The organism is Aureibacter tunicatorum, assembly GCF_036492635.1.
Classification (GTDB): domain Bacteria; phylum Bacteroidota; class Bacteroidia; order Cytophagales; family Cyclobacteriaceae; genus Aureibacter; species Aureibacter tunicatorum.
In genome coordinates, this window is the sequence record NZ_AP025305.1 from 4,162,791 (window position 1) to 4,182,349 (window position 19,559).

At 37.4% G+C, this 19,559-nt stretch carries 18 protein-coding genes; 12 read left to right on the forward strand and 6 right to left on the reverse strand.

What is annotated here, in order from left to right:
- Positions 1-54: 54 nt before the first annotated feature.
- From AABK36_RS17450 to AABK36_RS17505, 12 genes are all read left to right on the forward strand, one after another.
- The gene (locus tag AABK36_RS17450; protein WP_309939991.1) at positions 55-2,070 is read left to right on the forward strand and encodes a GAF domain-containing SpoIIE family protein phosphatase; all 2,016 of its coding nucleotides are present in this window, start codon (positions 55-57) and stop codon (positions 2,068-2,070) included.
- Between the two features lie 54 nt (positions 2,071-2,124).
- A complete protein-coding gene (locus AABK36_RS17455; protein WP_309939990.1) occupies positions 2,125-2,469 on the forward strand; it encodes an STAS domain-containing protein in 345 nt (114 codons plus the stop codon).
- Positions 2,459-2,878, forward strand: a complete 420-nt coding sequence (locus AABK36_RS17460; protein ID WP_309939989.1) for an ATP-binding protein — start codon at positions 2,459-2,461, stop codon at positions 2,876-2,878. The genes AABK36_RS17455 and AABK36_RS17460 overlap by 11 nt, the downstream gene beginning before the upstream one ends.
- 174 nt (positions 2,879-3,052) lie before the next feature.
- Positions 3,053-5,050 carry a peptidylprolyl isomerase gene (locus AABK36_RS17465; RefSeq protein ID WP_309939988.1) on the forward strand — a complete coding sequence of 666 codons (1,998 nt, stop codon included), beginning with the start codon at positions 3,053-3,055 and terminating at the stop codon, positions 5,048-5,050.
- Positions 5,022-5,912 (forward strand): peptidylprolyl isomerase, encoded by an 891-nt coding sequence (locus tag AABK36_RS17470; RefSeq protein WP_309939987.1) that lies wholly within the window; start codon positions 5,022-5,024, stop codon positions 5,910-5,912. The genes AABK36_RS17465 and AABK36_RS17470 overlap by 29 nt, the downstream gene beginning before the upstream one ends.
- Positions 5,893-7,236: a peptidylprolyl isomerase gene (locus AABK36_RS17475; RefSeq protein WP_309939985.1), complete on the forward strand. Its 1,344-nt coding sequence runs from the start codon at positions 5,893-5,895 to the stop codon at positions 7,234-7,236. The genes AABK36_RS17470 and AABK36_RS17475 overlap by 20 nt, the downstream gene beginning before the upstream one ends.
- Positions 7,237-7,536: 300 nt before the next feature.
- Positions 7,537-8,502 (forward strand): AAA family ATPase, encoded by a 966-nt coding sequence (locus AABK36_RS17480; RefSeq protein ID WP_309939983.1) that lies wholly within the window; start codon positions 7,537-7,539, stop codon positions 8,500-8,502.
- A gap of 148 nt (positions 8,503-8,650) precedes the next feature.
- Positions 8,651-9,205, forward strand: coding sequence for a chromate transporter (locus AABK36_RS17485; protein ID WP_309939981.1), 555 nt, complete (start codon positions 8,651-8,653; stop codon positions 9,203-9,205).
- The gene (locus AABK36_RS17490; protein WP_309939979.1) at positions 9,205-9,735 is read left to right on the forward strand and encodes a chromate transporter; all 531 of its coding nucleotides are present in this window, start codon (positions 9,205-9,207) and stop codon (positions 9,733-9,735) included. Before AABK36_RS17485 ends, AABK36_RS17490 begins: the two co-directional genes overlap by 1 nt.
- Before the next feature lie 63 nt (positions 9,736-9,798).
- The gene (locus AABK36_RS17495) at positions 9,799-10,506 is read left to right on the forward strand and encodes an ion channel (protein WP_309939978.1); all 708 of its coding nucleotides are present in this window, start codon (positions 9,799-9,801) and stop codon (positions 10,504-10,506) included.
- 74 nt (positions 10,507-10,580) lie between these two features.
- Complete coding sequence (locus AABK36_RS17500; protein ID WP_309939976.1) at positions 10,581-11,042, forward strand: DUF1801 domain-containing protein; 462 nt, start codon at positions 10,581-10,583, stop codon at positions 11,040-11,042.
- A gap of 62 nt (positions 11,043-11,104) precedes the next feature.
- Positions 11,105-13,003: a hypothetical protein gene (locus tag AABK36_RS17505; protein ID WP_309939974.1), complete on the forward strand. Its 1,899-nt coding sequence runs from the start codon at positions 11,105-11,107 to the stop codon at positions 13,001-13,003.
- Between the two features lie 4 nt (positions 13,004-13,007).
- Here the strand turns inward: AABK36_RS17505 and AABK36_RS17510 are convergent, their stop codons facing one another.
- From AABK36_RS17510 to AABK36_RS17535, 6 genes are all read right to left on the reverse strand, one after another.
- On the reverse strand, positions 13,008-14,261 hold the full coding sequence (locus AABK36_RS17510; protein ID WP_309939972.1) for an ArsB/NhaD family transporter: 1,254 nt from the start codon (positions 14,259-14,261) through the stop codon (positions 13,008-13,010).
- A 65-nt stretch (positions 14,262-14,326) separates the two neighbouring features.
- Positions 14,327-15,157, reverse strand: a complete 831-nt coding sequence (gene panB / locus AABK36_RS17515; RefSeq protein WP_309939971.1) for a 3-methyl-2-oxobutanoate hydroxymethyltransferase — start codon at positions 15,155-15,157, stop codon at positions 14,327-14,329.
- A gap of 395 nt (positions 15,158-15,552) precedes the next feature.
- Positions 15,553-16,074: a hypothetical protein gene (locus AABK36_RS17520; RefSeq protein WP_309939968.1), complete on the reverse strand. Its 522-nt coding sequence runs from the start codon at positions 16,072-16,074 to the stop codon at positions 15,553-15,555.
- Positions 16,075-16,198: 124 nt separating this feature from the next.
- Entirely contained in the window at positions 16,199-16,444 is a 246-nt protein-coding gene (atpC, locus tag AABK36_RS17525; RefSeq protein ID WP_309939967.1) for an ATP synthase F1 subunit epsilon, read from the reverse strand.
- Between the two features lie 59 nt (positions 16,445-16,503).
- A complete protein-coding gene (gene atpD / locus AABK36_RS17530; protein ID WP_309939966.1) occupies positions 16,504-18,009 on the reverse strand; it encodes a F0F1 ATP synthase subunit beta in 1,506 nt (501 codons plus the stop codon).
- Between the two features lie 319 nt (positions 18,010-18,328).
- Positions 18,329-19,552: a sensor histidine kinase gene (locus tag AABK36_RS17535; protein WP_309939965.1), complete on the reverse strand. Its 1,224-nt coding sequence runs from the start codon at positions 19,550-19,552 to the stop codon at positions 18,329-18,331.
- Positions 19,553-19,559: the final 7 nt, after the last annotated feature.

Sequence of the window (19,559 nt, forward strand, 5' to 3'; positions counted from 1 at the left end):
GATGATTGAACGCTTATGCTATCCGAAAAATATTTGATTAGGTTCAGTGCAATAATGGGCAGTACTGCCTGGATGGCTATGCTTTTCTCTGATTTATTAATCGTATTTAGCAATAAGACAAACGCCCACTCCGGCATCAGCGATCAATTGCCTAATGCTTTTCTAGCCTTCTTCATATTCTTTGTTTATTTATTCTTCAGATTCAATATCAATAGAGTTGAAGGCATCAATATTATAGATTTGCTATGGCGCGTATTTGTCACTGGTCTCACATCGACTGTCGCCTCTTTGCTTATTAAAGCATTCATGTTCTTCTTGGGCAATTCAATACTCTCCAACAACGAACTGTTCCTGACCTTTCTATATTACACCAATATTGGTTTTATTATAATATTCCAGATAAGCACTTTTATCGTCTGGAAAAAGCTTATTCTTTACCAAAAAACTAAAAAGTTAATACGGCTTTGGTATTTTTTCGAATACAGTTTATTCATAAGCTTATTCTTAGTGTTTATCAAATGGATAGAGTTCTCTCCTATTTTTTATCTATTGATTACGGCCCTTTTTATTGTTGCATTAGTACTGTCAGCTAATTTAAAATGGGTTGCTTATTTGGATTACAAACAAAAATGGAGAGGGATATTGCTGATACTTTTAATTATTATCTATCAGCTCTATTTCTTCGTTTACATGATTGATTTAGGTGCGGATTACGAAACATTCATGCATGTCACTATTTTCGGCAATGTAGGCCTTGTTACCTTATCTTCATTTACTTTTATTTACGCGCTTTTTGCCTTGCTAGTAATCCTATTCAACCTGCCTACGACTTCTGTTTTCGAGCAAAAACTAGCCGAGGTTGTCAATTTCAACAGGTTAAGCCAAACAAGAAACGCAGGCAAAAACGAAGAGGAAATCTACGATATTCTGCTTGACAGCTCTGTATCGGCAGTCTTGGCTGCCGCTGCTTGGATTGAAACTTATGATGAAGATGGCGCACTTAACAAGATCTTCACCTATGAAATCAACGCGCCTGAAATCACAGATTTGCAGAATAAATTCGATAAGGAAGGCATTCAAGATTTATTTTCAAGCAGTCCTTCATCGTTAAAGCCAAATCGATATATGGCTTCTATCGACCATCACACTTTCAAGTCGCTTTTGGTATATCCTGTAGTTATGCAACAGCAACATATAGCTACCCTTTACCTGATCAAAGATGTATCAGATGGTTTTAATCGTGAAATGTTGGATATCGTCAAAGCTTTCGCTGATCAAGCTAGTATCTCTGTGGAAAACTACAGACTGATTCATGAAGCTATCGCAAACGAAAGATATAAAGAAGAGCTAAAAATCGCCAAAAGAGTCCATGACAGCCTTTTGCCGACAAAGCTGGTCGACAATGACAAACTTACTATAAAAGCATATTCTAAAGCCGCTGCGGATGTTGGAGGAGATTATTATGACACTTTCCAAATATCCGACAACAAATGGGCTTTGATTATTGGGGATGTATCCGGTAAAGGAACATCAGCGGCATTTCATATGGCTGAGATGAAAGGAGTTTTTCAATCGCTTGCCCAACTCGACATGTGTCCTAAGGACTTTATGAACAATGCCAACAAAGCATTAAGCCGATGCCTTGACAGAGCATCGTTCATCACTGCCTCATATTATGTAATTGATACGGAAAGCAATACCATCAGCTTCTCAAGAGCCGGTCATTGCCCAACCTTATACTATGACTCCCAAGAAAAGAGCGCTCGTTATTATGAAAGCAAAGGAATGGGACTTGGAATTTTACGGAACTCAATGTACGAAGATTTCGTATATGTGAATACTGTAAGCTACAGTGCTGGAGACATGCTTTACTTGTACACTGACGGGTTGACAGAAGCAAAAAACAACACTGAGGAATTTGGCTATGAAAGACTCAAAGACAGTTTTGAGAAACATGTCAATGAAGATCTTCAAGATATTTTGCACAATGTTGTAATGGATGTTCATGACTTTTGCGGAGCGCAAATGCCTGATGACGATTATACCGCCATATTGGTTAAATTTCATTAAAATAGTTAAATTGCCTTTTAAATTCGCTTTAAAAAGTTCAATAAACAATTTGGGATGATAGATATTTCTATAGAACATGAAGAAGGAACAGCTATAATCGCTGTAAAAGGAGAAGTTGATGCTAGCTCATCGATTTATCTTGACGATGCATTCAAAAAAGTTATTCCTGAAGAGCCTAAAGCAATCATGGTCAACCTTGAGCACTTGGAGTATATTTCATCCGCGGGTTTAGGCGTATTCATGTCGTATATAGAAGAACTTAATAACAAAAACATACCGTTTATAATTTTTTCTCTTAATGAAAAAGTGAAAAACGTTTTCAGCATACTAGGTCTAGATCAGCTCATTAATATTTGTTCAACTAAAGCGGAGGCCAAGAGGCATATTGATGGAATATAAATGCAAGATACCTTGTAAGAAAGAGAAGCTTGGAGAGGTAAGGTCATTCGTAAGAAACTCCATGCAAGAGCATAATATCAGCGAGAATGTTATCGAACCTGTGATATTAGCCGTGGATGAGGTTTGCGCTAATGTCATCATCCATTCTTATGGTTGCAACAGCCGCAAAAAAATGGATTTGAATATTCTATTCGCAAAAGACAACAGCAGTGTTACCTTCGAAATCCATGACGCCTCAGGTTGCAGCTTCAATATTGAAAACTATGAGGCTCCATCAATAGATCAACTCATTCGTGAAAAGCGAAAAGGCGGCCTTGGTCTTAGAATCGTAAAGCAAATCATGGATCGAATCGAGTTTGAATCCCAGCCCAAACTCTCCACATATCGTCTATACAAAAAAATACCTTGATAGTCTCTCCTTCCTTTTAATTCTATTTTGCAAAAATTAACACAATTCATTGCATTTAGGCTATCCAATCAATCGCTTTTAAATTCATTTTTTTAAAGATAAATCGCTATTATTGTATTTAGGAGAAATGACTTTTTCCGGAAATTAGAGATGTTGGACAAAATCCTGAATATTATGCGGTTAGGCAGCACATTATTAAGCTTATCTATATTTTTTTCATCCTGTGCCTCCATTAGCAACACAGGCACTCAAAGCAAAAAACTTGATACAGAGTCAGAACTTATGACAGTAGGTGGCGAAAAAGTCACCAAAGGCGAGTTTCTTTACATGTATCAAAAAAATCAATCCATCAAAGACTCAGTGCTGACCAAGGCATCTCTTGATGAATACATAGAGCTATTCACCAAGTTCAAATTAAAAATAAAAGCAGCCGAAGAACTTGGATATGACACCACCAATGTATTCCTGACAGAATTCAAAACATACGAAGAACAGTTAGCTGAGCCTTACCTTTCTATAAGTTCAATCACAGATTCTTTGGCTAAAGAAACATACCAAAGAACATTGAAAGAGGTAAATGCTTCACATATTCTACTAAAGCTTTCGCCACATGCCTCTTCTATGGATACGCAAAATGTGTTGAAAAAAATTGAAGAGTTAAGAGAAAGAGCTCTTAATGGAGAGGACTTTGATACTTTAGCGGAAATCTATTCTGAAGATCCTTCAGCTAAACAAAACAAAGGCAATCTGGGCTATTTCACTGCCATGAAAATGGTCTACCCTTTTGAAACAGCGGCATACAATACCGCTGAAGGAGAAATCTCCAAGCCTGTCAGAACCAAATTCGGTTATCATATTATCAAAGTCAATGACAAACGTCCGGCAAGAGGCAGAGTAAAAGCTTCCCATATTATGATCAGGACTCCTGAGCACTTGAAAGAAGGAGAATTAGCATTGGCTTATGATAAAATCTATCAAATATACAATCTTCTTGAAAGTGGCGACGACTGGAATGAGCTCTGTGAGCTATTTTCTGAAGATCGAGGAACTAAAAACCGTGGAGGTGAATTGCCTTGGTTTGGATCTGGTGAGATGGTGGAAGAGTTTGAAAACGAAGCATTCCGCATGACTGAAGTTGGCCAAATATCCGAGCCCATCAAATCCAAGTACGGATGGCATATTTTAAAACTGGATGGGAAAAAAGAACTTCCAAGCTATGAAGAGATGGAAAGCAAAATCATGGCAAATGTAAGACATGCTTCCAGAGCCAAAGTCAATGAGAAAATCCTTGTCGATAAACTAGCCAAAGACAACAATTTAAGAGAAGAAGAAAATAAACTTACTGTTTTAGCCTCTGATGAAAATACCAGAGGGTCTTTTGAAGCTCTTTCTAATTCCGTTCAAAACCAACAACTTCTTGCCGCATCATTATTCAGCATCAATGGAGAAGTTAGCACATATCAAGATTACCTTGATTATCTTAAGAACAATAAAGCTTCAGGGTTTTCCCAGAAAAAAATAGCCACTGAATATTATGAGGATTTCCTTAAGGAGAAACTATTCAGCTATGAGAAAAGCCACCTTTCAGACAAGCATGAAGACTATAAATACTTGCTTCAAGAATATCATGACGGCATCTTGCTATTTAGCCTGATGGAAGAAAAAGTTTGGAACAAAGCTCTAAAAGACACTGTCGGTTTAGAGTCATTTTATCAAACGAACGCTGACAAATATCAAACTGGAGAAATAGTAAACGCTGAAGTATACACAGCGACTGATAGCTTGACATTAGAAAAAATCAAAGCTCAAGTAGAAAAAGGGCTGGCGTTCGACTCCACTAAAGCCCAATTAAACGAATCCCTTAAAAACTTGTCTATTACAGATTGGACTGCGACATCTGGCTCATTCGCCAAAAGCGAGGCTAGCTGGTGGGATTCGATCGAGTTAAAAGAAGGTATTTATCAACATGCTAGCTCTGATAGAGTATACATCATTAAAATTAACGAATATTCACCTTCATCTGTGCAAGCTCTTGATAAGATAAAAGGGAAAGTCATCGTTGATTATCAGAACCACCTTGAGAAAAACTGGATTGAAGAATTGAGCAATCAATACCCAGTCATCATTAACCATAGCAGTTTAAATGAAATTTATAGTAAATACGGCTTTTAAACTTTCTATTGCCTTCCTATTGGGAGGCATGCTTACTTCATGCGAATTTGTTGAATTCAAAAGCAATTCGAAGGAAGCGAATCTTTCAAGCCAAAAGCCTCTTGCGAGAGTTTATGACAAATATCTTTACGAAGAAGAGCTATCGACTATCATGAACTCGACAACAGGAAGCGAAGACAGCCTGATGATTTTGGATAAATTTATTCATACTTGGATTCGAAGACAACTCATGATGCGCGAAGCGGAAAGCAATGTTGGAATAGACAAAGTTGAGTTGGAAAAAAAGCTTCAAGATTACAAATTCGCATTGCTAGTGCATGAGTATGAAAAAAAATACTCCCGAATGCACCTCAACACGCAAGTTTCAGATGAAGAAGTTCAAAAATATTACGAGCAAAACAAAGACAATTTCCAACTCAATAGAAACATCGTAAAAGCTGACTTGGTGCAATTGCCCAAAGACGCTCCCAGTCTTAAAAAATTTAGAAAAGACTTAAAGTCTAATAAAGAAGACGATCGAAAAGACATAAAAAACTATTGTTTCCTTAATGCGACAAACTATTCATTAGACGAAAATTGGATTGATTTTACTGAGTTAGTTAAAAACACTCCATGGGAAAGCTTGCCAAACATGGTGGATTTCCTAAAAAAGCATACATTTGTGGAAACATCTAATGATGAATTTATTTTTTTCATCAGAATCAAAGAATATAAAATAACTGACCAGATAGCTCCGTTGCTATTAGTGGAGGATCAAATAAGAAAGATCATCCTCAACAAGAGAAAGGTGCAACTAATTAGCAATCTGGAAGAAGAAATTTACAACAGAGCCATTAAGAACAATGAATTTGAAATTTTCTAGAATATTCGTAGCCCTGCTTATTTGCGTAGGCATGTATTTCCCTACTAACGCCCAGTCTGACGACCAACTGGTAGCCGACAGGATTATAGCGAAGGTAGATGATCAGATTATCCTCGAATCAGAAGTTATGGCTCTATACCAAGACTTTGTGAGCAGCGGACAAATCGCCAACCAACAGACTAAATGCCAAATTCTACAAAGATTGGTCATCAATAAAGTAATGTATGTAAAAGCTGAAATTGACTCAATCGTAGTTGACGACGCTCAAGTTACTGGCGAATTAGACAGAAGAATGGGTTACTTTGTAGCTCAGATCGGTTCTGAAGAAAAAATCGAAGAATACTACGGAAAAAGCATCAATGAATTTAAAGAGGAGCTTAGAGATCAAGTTCACGAACAATTGGTCATTCAAACGATGCAAGGCGAGATAACAGGTGGAATCACTGTTACGCCAGCGGAAATCAGAAAATATTTCAAGAATATACCTAGAGACAGTTTGCCGTATTACTCTACTGAGGTTGAAGTGGGACAAATTGTGAAAAAGCCTGACTATAACGAAAAGCAAGTCCAAATTGTAGAGCAAAAGCTTTACGACTTGAAGAAAAGAATCGAGGCTGGCGAATCATTTGAGCAGTTGGCTAGATTGTATTCTCAAGACCCAGGTTCTGCTAGGTCAGGTGGTGATTTAGGCTTTAGAAAAAGAGGTGAGCTCGTTCCGGAATTTGAAGGAGCGGCAATGACTATGGATGAAGGAGAAGTTTCCGACCCTATACGTTCCGACTTTGGTTATCACTTGATTCAACTTCTAGAAAGACGAGGAAACGAATTCCATGCTAGGCATATCCTAATTAAGCCGCTTTATGAAGCAAATGATTACAATAATGCGGCTAAATTCTTGGACAGTTTAAGAACTGAAATAGTTACCGACTCGGTTAGTTTTGACAAAGCGGCTAAAGAACACTCTGACGATCAACAAACGGCAGGTGCTGGTGGATATTTCAGCGATCCTGTTGGCGGATCTCTAGTATCAGTGGAAAATCTTGACCCTGAGATTTTCTTCAGCATAGACACTATGACAATTGGTTCTGTATCCAAGCCTGTAATGTATAAAATGCCTGACGGCACGCAAGCCATGAGAATTATTTACTATAAAAATAAACTCAAGCCGCATATTGCCAACCTTAGGGATGATTATTTGAAAATACAGCAAGCGACGCTAGATTCTAAAAATGCCGAAGCGCTTGAAAAGTGGTTTAAAAAAGCCAAAGAGGACGTTTTCATCGAAATTGTTCCTGATTATGACAACTGTGACATAAGCTTATAAACAGCAAATAAACCTAATAATTCAAGAGCTCTCCAATGCGTAAATTGGAGAGCTCTTTGTTTTTATAATAAAATAAGTTTCATTGGAAGCGTTTTTGATAAAATTACCTGAAAAAGATCCCTCATTTCTTTTTGTTTAATCATTATTTGAACATATTATGTAATGTAAACTCAATAAATTCTATCGCAAATCAAACAATGGATAAATTCAAGTAGAAGTATCAATGAAGTAGCGATTGAAATTTGAGTTTGAAAGCCATTCTATGGCATTCATCACACATTGTAATAAAAATCTATACCTATGAAATCATTCAACTCGGATGTGGAAGCCGCTGACCATTTGCATGATGTATATAAAAAGCTATCCAGTGAAATCTCCAAGGTTGTCATCGGACAGGAAGAAGTCGTAAAAGAGCTGATCACTTCTATTTTTTGCCGTTCGCACAGCCTGCTTGTAGGTGTTCCGGGATTGGCCAAAACACTACTAATCAAAACGATTTCCGAAGTGTTGGACCTTAGCTTCAATAGAATTCAGTTCACGCCAGACCTGATGCCTTCGGACATTTTAGGAGCAGAAACCTTGGACAAAGACAGAAATTTCAAATTTGTCAAAGGTCCTATTTTCGCAAACATAGTGCTTGCCGATGAGATCAACAGAACTCCTCCAAAAACCCAAGCGGCACTATTGGAAGCCATGCAAGAGCATTCGGTAACAATCGCAGGTCAACATTTCAAGTTGGATCAACCTTTTTTCGTCCTAGCGACACAAAACCCAATAGAGCAAGAGGGTACTTATCCTTTACCAGAAGCCCAACTTGACCGCTTCATGTTCAATATCCTTTTGGACTACCCAAGTTATGAGCAAGAAGTGGAGATAGTCAAATCAACTACTTCCGGCGAAGAGAAAAAAGTTTCGAAAGTCATTTCCAAAGATGAGATAATAGCTTTCCAAAGCTTGATCCGAAGAGTTCCTGTAGCTGACAATGTCATTGAATACGCAGTGAAGCTTGTGAATAAGACTCGACCTAAAAGCATTCATGTGCATGACTATACCTCAAAATACATCGAATGGGGAGCAGGACCTCGCGCATCGCAAAGCTTGATCATTGCGGCTAAATGCCACGCTTTGCTTTCAGGCAAATACGCTCCTGACATTGAAGATGTTCGAGCCGTATCGATTCCGACGTTAAGACACAGATTATTAAGAAACTTCAAAGCAGAAGCTGAAGGAATCACAATAGAAGAAATCATCAAAAAGCTTCATTAAAAATACTTAGGCAAGGTTTAATCCTTGCCTAAACCATTTTCCCCCATTAGTACTATTCTTTCCAATACAGTTTTTTAACATTTATTAAATCATAAACATATATAAGCAAAGATCCCGGGCGTTCTTTATTCGAAAAAAATGATTTGAAATGAAAAAACTCATCGACTTATTTATTTCTTTTTTTAAACTAGGAGCCATGACTATTGGCGGCGGGTATGCCATGATACCTTTGCTTGAAGATCTTTTGGTGAACAAAAAAAAATGGCTAACCAAAGAAGATATGCTTGAAATCATTTCCATATCTCAAATGACTCCCGGAACTATTGCCATAAACGCGGCTACATTTATCGGCTATCGGATCAAAGGCAAAACAGGCGCAGTCACAGCCACAGCAGGTGTAATTACTCCATCATTGATAATCATAACAACTATCGCTCTGATATTCTCTTCGCACTTTGAGAGCCAGTTGCTTCAAAATGCTTTCAAAGGCATAAGATGCGCTGTTGTTGCCATGATTGGCTACTCTGTATATGGAATGCTAAAAAGCGGCATTAAAAACGCTCCCCAAGTACTCATATTCGCAGCTTCATTAGTTCTATTAGTAGCTATCAATGTCAACCCTATTTACTTGATTATTATTGGCGGAGCAACCTCCATTCTTGTTCAACTTTTCATTCCCTCACTTAGAAAGCATATCAAATAATGATTTACATTAAATTATTCTACACTTTTTTTAAGATCGGCCTATTCAGCTTTGGAGGCGGCTTGGCTATGCTTCCACTTATAGAGCATGAAATGCTCGCTAACGATTGGATGAGCACCGAGCAGTTCATGAACATAGTATCTATATCTCAAATGACCCCAGGAGCAATTTCGGTAAACTGCGCCACTTATATAGGCGTTCAAGTTGGAGGAATTCCGGGAGCTATCATAGCCACAGCAGGTTTGGCTGCTCCCTCAATTATCATCATTATTGCCTTGGCAAAAATCCTTTCTAAGCTAAAGAACAATCCCCTGAAAATCGCTTTTTTCTATGGTGTCAAACCTATTACAATAGCCTTGATTTTATTTGCGGGCATTATCATTGCTCAAAATACGCTCATCATCGACAAAACTCCCGACTTCATTGCCATTGCTATTACAATTGCCAGCTTCATTGTCAGCGCTAAATTCAAGGTTCATCCTTTGATAAATATCCTTGTCTGCGGAATTATCGGCTTGCTGATTTTCTAAACCAAAGCCTATCAAACTATTAATTGATTTATAAGTTTTAGTACTGTTCGAACAATGATTGACATGGTACTGAATAAAAAAAGCTTTTACGAATTTCTTCACAACTACAGATTTGCGTTGCTTACGCTAGCATTGATATTGAACTTCATTGTCATTCATCCTAAAGACTTGTTGACAAGCAATATTATGGTGGCTGCCGCTACTATTACATTAATGCTTGCAAGCATCAACCTTATCAATAAAAGCAAAAAAGGCTTAAGGTCCATATTGCTGATTTTCTGTTTAGCAATATTCATTTTCTTTATTTTCTTATCTCTCAAGGAAGTAGATCCTAGCGTCGAAACATCCCTTTCAAAAACCTCCTATATAATCCTCTACTCTGTTCTTTTCATATTTTTCACCTTCATAGCCTTCTTGCTCTACAGAGAGATTTATCGCGCAAGCAAGATTTCAATGGAGGTTATCGTCATATCATTTTGTGGATATTTCCTCTTCGGAACAATAGGGAGCTTTATTTTTTCACTAATTGAAATTGTGGAACCCGGATCTTTTTCGGGACTTAATGATGGATTCAACAAATTTCAAGATATATATTTTTATAGCTTTATAACATTGACAACCATTGGATATGGAGATATTACCCCTCTCAGTCCTATGGCTAGAACATTTTCAGTGCTTCTAATCGTCTTTGGACAGTATTACATGACAGTAATTGTAGCAATACTCGTCATCAAATATACTTCAGGAAAAGAAAAAAGCATCACGGAATAAATATGCCATTTGCTTTTTATAATTTGATGATGTATTTCATATAATCCCCTTGTGAACTAATTCTTAATTTGAAGATGAAAATTAATGCTGATACTGTAAAAGGCTATCTGAGTCAAGTTCCCGAAAGTCAAAAAGAGAATTTTACTTTATTATATCAAACAATTAAAAATAATATTCCTCAAGGTTTTCAAGAATGCATAAACTACGGCATGATTGGCTTCGTAATCCCTCACTCTATTTATCCACCTGGATATCATTGCAACAATAAACTACCTCTCCCCTTTATAAATATCGGTGTGCAAAAAAACTTTATAGGGCTTTATCATATGGGATTATATGCAAATGCTGAATTATTGAAATGGTTTCAAGAAGAATACACAAAAGCACTAAACAAAAAACCTGACATGGGTAAAAGTTGTATCCGCTTCAAAAACAACGCTCAAATTCCTATCGATATTATCGCTAAACTAAGCCAAAAAACAACTCCGGTACAATGGATTGAAACATACGAAAGTTCACGTTCTCAAAAAAAGTAAGCAAACGTCAATTAACATTTAATCCATGTAAAAGTTGAAACTGTATCACTGACGACCTTCATTTGTCAACTTCGTTCGAATATAAAGACACATTTAAAACTAAAGGAAAAAGCTCTATTAGAAAAGGGCAATTTAAACAACCGCCGATTCAGCTGTACCACAAAGTTGAACCTGAAAATTACTACCCCATTGGAAAACAATTTTCATTTGAAAGAATTATCAGCAAACGCAAACGAAAACTCGACTTTCCTTACCTAGAAAAAGACACATATAAGCTAGCTGACTCTAAAACGCTAGAATGCGTCAGAGAAACCAAAGCATTTAATAACCATCAGCATACTACACCATTAATTAAAGAACCATTGCCCTTTGCATTGCCGACTCTAAAAGTAGCTCAAAAAGGCGATTTGGCCATTGAAGCTGATCGACCAAAAGCAAGAAGCTTTTTCTCAAGTCCACAACAAGTAGAAAACAGCAATACTAAATTAGGAAAGATAAATTCCCCTGTCAGACTTCATTTAGATAGAGAAAACCCTTTAGCTGTTCCAGATCAATATGGCACTCTTAATGTAACATTCCCAACAACAGTTGAATTTTATCAACTTGACAAAGATATGACTGAAGTCTCAGACTGTGCCCAATATGCAAAAATGATCATGGGACAATTATCTAAAAATATAATCACAGTTGTAATGGGGAGACCAAGTAAAGAAGATGGACTTGAATGTGTTTTATCAAAAGAAGAATCTCTCACCAATTTAGTATTTAAATGCTTTGAAGCTATGAGACACCCATCAGAGCTTACAGCAAAAGAGTTTTCAAGAAATTTTCATCTCAAAAAAACATATTCAAACCATACGAGACTGAATCCAGCAGAAAGCGATCAAAGATGTCTTTTGCTAGGAGTTGATCGACATGCAATTCCCGAAGTGGGTGAAGCGCTTAGGACAATGCCCTATATCATGTCACAAAGCAATCCTAACGGTTTCACCAGTATTGAAAGCTATAAAGAAGAATACAAAAGAGCTCAATCTCAAAAAGCTGCCTCTCAACAAGAGAGCTCTCCTATAACTTGGAACATGCACAATGCTGCCGTTATTGCAAGAAGTGGGAACGACTACATTTGCATGGAGAATGAAAACCAAGTTTACCTAAGAACACGACAATTCAGGAATGCTTTCGAAAGCATGATGGCTTCTTCATTGAGTTTTGAAACATCTTTTTTTGAATTCATTCGATCAAAAAGCGACAGGTTTCCAAGTTCTATATATAAAAGAGCAATAGAGTTTGAAGAATTCATCAGACACTTTCAGCAAGTATCATCCATGGAGAAAGAATTGCAAGCTCAATCCATGGAGTTATTGCGTGAACATATTTCATTGTTAAAATCTCCTCAAACAGCAATGTATTTTTTCAGAATGTTTGGTACTGAAACGGGTCAAAGTTTTCACGAAGTAAACTCAACTCATATTTCAAAAGGAGCCCATACTCTAAGAATATCATGCAATCCAAAAGATACACTTCAAAGTCTTAAGTGCATCCTTTCGGAAATAATGGAACATAACCTGAATCTACTTCCTATTTCCTCCAGTATTCCTCAAGTCGACGATTGCTTTCAAGGGCTAAATATCTACTATCCCTTGCTCTGCGAGAGACTAGAGAGGCAATTAAACGATGAAAGTAGCATAGAAACAATATTAGAAATGATTCGTCTGCACAATACACAGCTTAAACTATTCAAATCAAATTTAGCAAGTCAATCCTTCAATACGTTTATGCGAATATATGGACTTGAAACGTATGAGCATGATTCAGATTATATTTTACCACTATTCAGTGAGCTTTATGATTTGGAAGACTTAATGTCCGATAAAGAGTCAAATGCTGACCGAAGGGAAATGATCGACATCCTTTTAAAAGTCATCAAACTAAGCAAGTGTCATTGTCCCATGTTAGAATAGCTTATTATAAAAACATGGATGTTATATAAATCCAAAATAATAAAATAGAAAATGACGCTAAAGTAACTGGTATACCATACCTCAAAAATTCTCTAAAAGTGATGTTGACTTTGAGCTTCTTTGCTTCGTTAGCAACAATTATATTAGCTACGCTGCTAGTCAAAAACAAATTGCCGCTAAATGCATTTGACAAGGCTATCACATAGCCTGAAAGAACCTGCTTTATTTCGATAATTTGCAAGATCAAAATAAACCCTGCGGCATTATTCATAAAGTTACCTAGAACTCCTGTAAACAATGAAGTTATCCAAGGCTTCTCCAATATCACTCCTTTTCCTTCAAACCAACTATACACCTGTTCCGGAAAATGTGTTTTCTGCAAAGCAGCCATCAAAATAAATAGGCCGGAAAACAGGATCAACAATTGCCAGTTAACTCCATTGAGTATCTTTTTGCTCTTAATATCCTGGTTCAACAATATCAAACCAGAAGCTACCAATGCGCTCAAATATCGAGGCAAACCAAAAAGAAAAGCCAAGACTAACAAAAAAACAATCACAGCTCCTTTTATGCTTTGTTTTTTGTTGAAAGGAATCTTTTGAACTTCACTTTTCTTGAGTAAATGTGTTTTACGTCTTACTGTACTATGCTTATGCAAATACTTGACAATCAACACGCATGAAATCAACGATAAAAATACCGGTAAAAAAGCCCATAAACTATACCTTGCAAAGCTTAAGTGAGCGACCTCGCCAATAACAACACTTTGAGCATTACCGATCAATGTCAACCCACATCCTATATTACTTGCCAAGGCAAGAGCTATTAAATAAGGTATTGGCTCCTTCTTTTTCGAAATCAAAGCCATAGTCAATATAGGCGTAAAAGCGATACACACTATATCATTATTGATCAATGCTGAAAAAATCCCCGTCGAAAGTATTAAAAGCGGAATGAAATGAGATGGCTTTCTTATATGAAATGAAATTCTCTTCGCCAAAAAATGATAAAAACCTGACAACTCCAAATGCGAAGATATCGTCATCAAGCCAAACAATATAATCAGCGACGGAAAATTAATGGATTTGATAGCTTCCTGCAATGTCAATGCGCCAGTTGCCAATAACACGATCGCACCCAACAAAGCAATACCCGACCTGTCAAGTTTTAATTTGCCAAACTTGCCTGCTGCCAATCCGATATACACCACAATGACAACTATATATATGATCGCATTATGCCAATATTCTAACTCCACTCATATAGAAAGCTTTATAAAAAAAAATGTTCAGAACTTTAACTTATCCTGAACACTAAATACGATCAATTTAAAGATAATTCTGACAAAATTGGCTTCTCTTTCTTTGTATAAGTTTCTCTGTCAGCTGGAAATTCCTCATGGTGAACATCATTTACGAATTGATTAAGCGCATTGACAAATAAGCCAGCTCCATCCAAATACTTCCTCACAAATTTGGGTTTGAAATCTGTGCTCAATCCAAGCATATCCTGCAATACCAAAGCCTGCCCGTCAACATCTTTGCCAGCTCCAACGCCTATCGTTGGTATTAATACTTGGCTTGTGACTCTTTGTGCTACTTGCGGAGGAACAGCTTCTATGACTATGGAAAAACAGCCTAGCTTTTCAAACAGCTTCCCTTCTTCCACTATTTTATCTGCATCTATTTCCAGCTTACCTTGTACCTTGAACCCTCCGACAGAATGGTGATGAGAAGGCTTCAATCCAATATGCCCAACTACTGGAATTCCTGATTCTACTAGATGATTGATAATCGCTTCATTTCCAAAAGCCCCTTCGATTTTAATCGCCTGAGCTCCAGCCTTGATCAACTTCTCAGCTGTTTCTGTCGCATAATAAATGCCCTTGCGGCAAGCCATATATGGGAAAGATGCGATAATAAACTTGTCTCCCACACCTTTTTTCACGGCTTCTGTATGTGCTACCATTTGATCAATGCTAGTAGACAAGGTATTTTCATGTCCATGCATCACCATGCTTGAACAGTCACCTACGAGTACAGCATCAACGTTGGTCATTGATATAATCCTAGCACTCCAATAATCATATGAAGTGACTACAACCAATTTTTTACCTTGGCTTTTAAGTTTTCTGAAATTTCTAATTAATGACATGTGCAGTATTGTTTTCTCTAAAAAATTAAAGGCCTATTTAACTCATTGAATATATGGCCCGGAATAAAAAGCTATTATTGTACTATAATAATTTAATTTATCGCAAAATCTATGCCCTCTAAGAATTCAAGCCATGCTATTTGACTTGATATGTTACATAAGAAATAAATATGTTCTTTTTCTTCTTCAGAGAAAAATGGAGGCAAAAAATGGTTATGAAGCGATACTTTAAGAAAAAAAAATAGGATCGTTAAGAGATTATTACCAAAACGAGCCTATATTATACAACTATAAATTTCCCAACAAAAGCATGAAATCGTCAACTTCATTTCATTTCATTACATGCTCAAGTTAGAATAAATAAACAATCGACTTAATAAAATTTCTAAAAATACTCATTCTGGTCTTTTGATAAACCCTTCATAGGACAAAGGTTCGATATCTCCTATTGTGTAAACACCTCCATGAAAACCCGGCTCGTAAAGAGCTTCTCCTTTAGGATGATCGTTTGGATGCGTTTGCCATTGCACTGATATTGCGTCGAAATTATACATAATCATAATCTCTTCAGCAATTGCTTTTGAAAGGTTCTCCCACTGATCTTCTTGCGGATGGCTTTCAGTAGGCATAATATACTTGACAGCCACTTCCCTTACTTTTCGATAATCTATAAATTTTGATTGTTCAGATTGCGTCGGAGTATATCTGTATTTGACAAAAATATTGACTCTCTGACCACCCTGTCTTTTTGTCTTTTTGTCGATAATCTGAAAAATGAAATCTTGTTTGGTTTGCTTTGATGAAGAAATTTGCTTCCCTTCAACTTCCATCTTAGCCTTATTAACCTCGCCACATGAGCTTGCCAAGATCATCAATGAAAAAGCCAATGAATAAAATAATGTTCTTGATACCATCATGGTTTTTTATTTTATGAAACCATGACATAAAAGTATAGTTCAAAAAAAACCGCGCATAAAGCACGGTTTCATAATATTATGAATGAGCTAAACTTGTTTGCTAGCTCATTGACTATTTTCGATATTATTCGACAATCGACTCAGCGAGTACAATTATATGATTGTCAAGCACTTCTACAACGCCACCGTCAACCATAAATTTCTTTTCGCCATCGTCCAGACTGATAATCAGGGAACCTTTACTCAAGGCACTGACAATAGGCGCGTGATTCTTCAATATTTGAAAAGAACCTTTCGCTCCCGGCACAGTTACCGAGTTCACCTCTCCGTCAAATGCCGTCTGATCAGGAGTTATAAGCTCTAAATGCATATCCTTTTATATTTTAACTTCCCTCTCCGGCAGAGCGGGGCTATAAATCTTGACTAATTTTATTTAGCTTCAGCAAGCAATTTCTCACCTTTAGTTACCGCTTCCTCGATAGTACCTACCAAGTTGAAAGCCGCTTCTGGAAGGTGATCGTATTTACCATCGATGATTTCGTTGAAACCTCTGATAGTATCTTTGATATCAACAAGAACACCTTGCATACCTGTAAACTGCTCTGCTACGTGGAATGGTTGAGACAAGAATCTTTCCACACGTCTTGCTCTATGCACAACCTGCTTATCTTCTTCAGAAAGCTCGTCCATACCAAGGATAGCAATAATATCTTGAAGTTCTTTATATCTTTGAAGAATCTCCTTAACTCTTTGAGCTGTTCCATAATGCTCTTCACCAAGCACTTCCTCGCTCAAAATTCTTGAAGTCGAATCCAATGGATCCACCGCAGGATAAATACCTTTCTCAGCAATCTTACGAGACAATACTGTAGTGGCATCCAAGTGGGCGAAAGTCGTCGCTGGCGCAGGGTCAGTCAAGTCATCGGCAGGTACGTATACAGCCTGTACTGAAGTAATTGATCCTCTCTTCGTTGAAGTAATACGCTCCTGCATAGCACCCATCTCAGTTGCCAACGTTGGTTGGTAACCTACTGCTGAAGGCATACGTCCTAGTAGGGCAGACACCTCAGATCCAGCCTGAGTAAAACGGAAGATATTGTCAATAAAGAATAGGATATCTCTACCTTGTCCAGAACCATCGCCATCACGGAAGTACTCAGCAACAGTAAGTCCTGAAAGCGCTACTCTAGCACGAGCGCCAGGAGGCTCGTTCATCTGACCGAATACCAAAGTCGCTTGAGAAGTCTCAAGTTGAGCTTGATCAACTTTCGTCAAATCCCAGCCACCTTCTTCCATAGACTCTTCGAATTCTTTACCGTACTTGATTACGCCAGACTCGATCATCTCTCTCAAAAGGTCATTACCTTCACGAGTACGCTCACCAACACCTGCAAATACTGACAAACCAGCGTAAGCTTTCGCAATGTTGTTGATCAACTCCATGATCAATACCGTTTTACCTACACCGGCACCACCGAACAAACCAATTTTACCACCTTTTACGTATGGCTCTAGCAAGTCGATTACTTTAATACCTGTGTAAAGAACTTCTGTCGAAGATGACAATTGGTCAAAAGCAGGCGCTTTTCTATGGATAGGCAATCCAGTCTCTCCCTTTGGTTGCGGCAAACCATCAATTGCTTCACCAACTACATTAAACAGTCTTCCTTTGATGTCGTTACCTGTAGGCATCTTGATAGCAGCTCCTGTATCCAACGCTTCAAGACCACGCACCAATCCTTCTGTTCCCTCCATTGAGATTGTTCTGACACGCTCTTCACCTAAGTGCTGCTGTACCTCTAGGACTAATTTAGATCCGTCTTCTCTAGTTACAACTAGCGCGTTCAGAATATTAGGTAATTTTGCACCTTCGGCATCGAAACTTACGTCTACAACCGGGCCGATCACCTGGGTTATTTTACCAATATTTGCCATTTTTAAATGTTTAGTAAAGTATATTATTGATGGTCATTTTCGACCTCAAAGCTAACAGTTTAATTATATTTTGCCAAGCTTATGATCAATAAAACCTCAGCTTAAGATCTTTTTCAGCAAAATTTTATTCTAAAGTATATTTTTTTCTAAATGCTAATTTATTACAAATGAATTGAAAGGAAAATAAAAAAATAATTTTTTGACGCCAAAACGGCTTTTTTTACGCTTTGAATATGTTGGCGATACTACTAAAGTAAGCAAAAGAATACTAAATTAACCCGTTCCCAATAAAAAAAGACACAAAGAGATTAAATGGAAATTACTCTCCCTTCAAGATTATTCTAAATGTAGTGCCTTTTCCAACTTCGCTGGACTTCAAGAATATTTTGCCTTTATGATATTGCTCAACGATTCTCTTGACAAGAGTAAGTCCCAATCCCCATCCACGTTGCTTAGTGGAAAAGCCCGGCTTAAAAATCTGTCCCGCTTTTGTCTTAGGAATTCCTTTGCCATTGTCAGTTACGTCTATGACAATTTTCGAATCATCTTCTTTGAAAATATTAATCTTAATTTCCCCCATGCCTGCCATGGCGTCAACCGCGTTCTTGCATAAATTTTCTATCACCCAATCAAACAAGGCCTTATTGATATTGGCTTCGATAAATTCCGGTTGAGCCTGAACGCCTATTTTAACCTTCGATGAAATTCTTCTTTGCAAATAACTTACATTGGCTCTAATTCCAGACACTAAATCTTCTTTCTTCAAAGTCGGAACAGAACCAATACTTGAGAATCTGTTGGTAATCATCTCGAGTCGATGCGTGTCTTTCTCCAGTTCGGTGATCACCTCTGGATTATTAAAGTCAGGGTCAATCTTCAAATACTCAATCCAAGCCATCAACGAGGACAATGGAGTTCCCAATTGGTGCGCCGTTTCTTTGGCAAGGCCAATCCAAACTCTATTTTGCTCAGATAATTTGCTATAGTGAAAAGCCAAATACGCCAAGAAACCAAAAAAAGCGATAAAACTTAACTGAACATAAGGGTAATATTTCAACTGAGTAAGTAGAAACGAATTTTGATAATAGACATACGAGTAATCGTACTCTACTCCATTATCATCTGTGATGACAATTTTAATCGGCTTATGCTGTTCTTTCATCAATTTGATTCTCTCTTTGAGAATCGCTTCCTTTTCCGACTCAGTAGCGTTTGAGCGAAATGAAATATTTTTTGAATCCAAAGGCTTGCCGTAGCTGTCCGCCCAAATAATAGGCACAGAGCTATTCCTAGTGATGATCTCTTCGGTAAGAAAGAGCAAACTTTCACCTTCGCTTACATTCATAGCATACTCCAAGGCTTTGGCGTACAATTCTATTTGCCTTTTTTCTCTTTGTTGGAGCTTTTCCACAAGTACGTCTGTGTAAATTATTGACGCTACAATTATAATCAACGAGATACCTAACGCACCCCATTTTATTTTCGAGGTGTTCGTATATATGTCAAAACTGAGATTCTTTTTCTTGTTTTTCTTTGGCTTCAAGGGATAC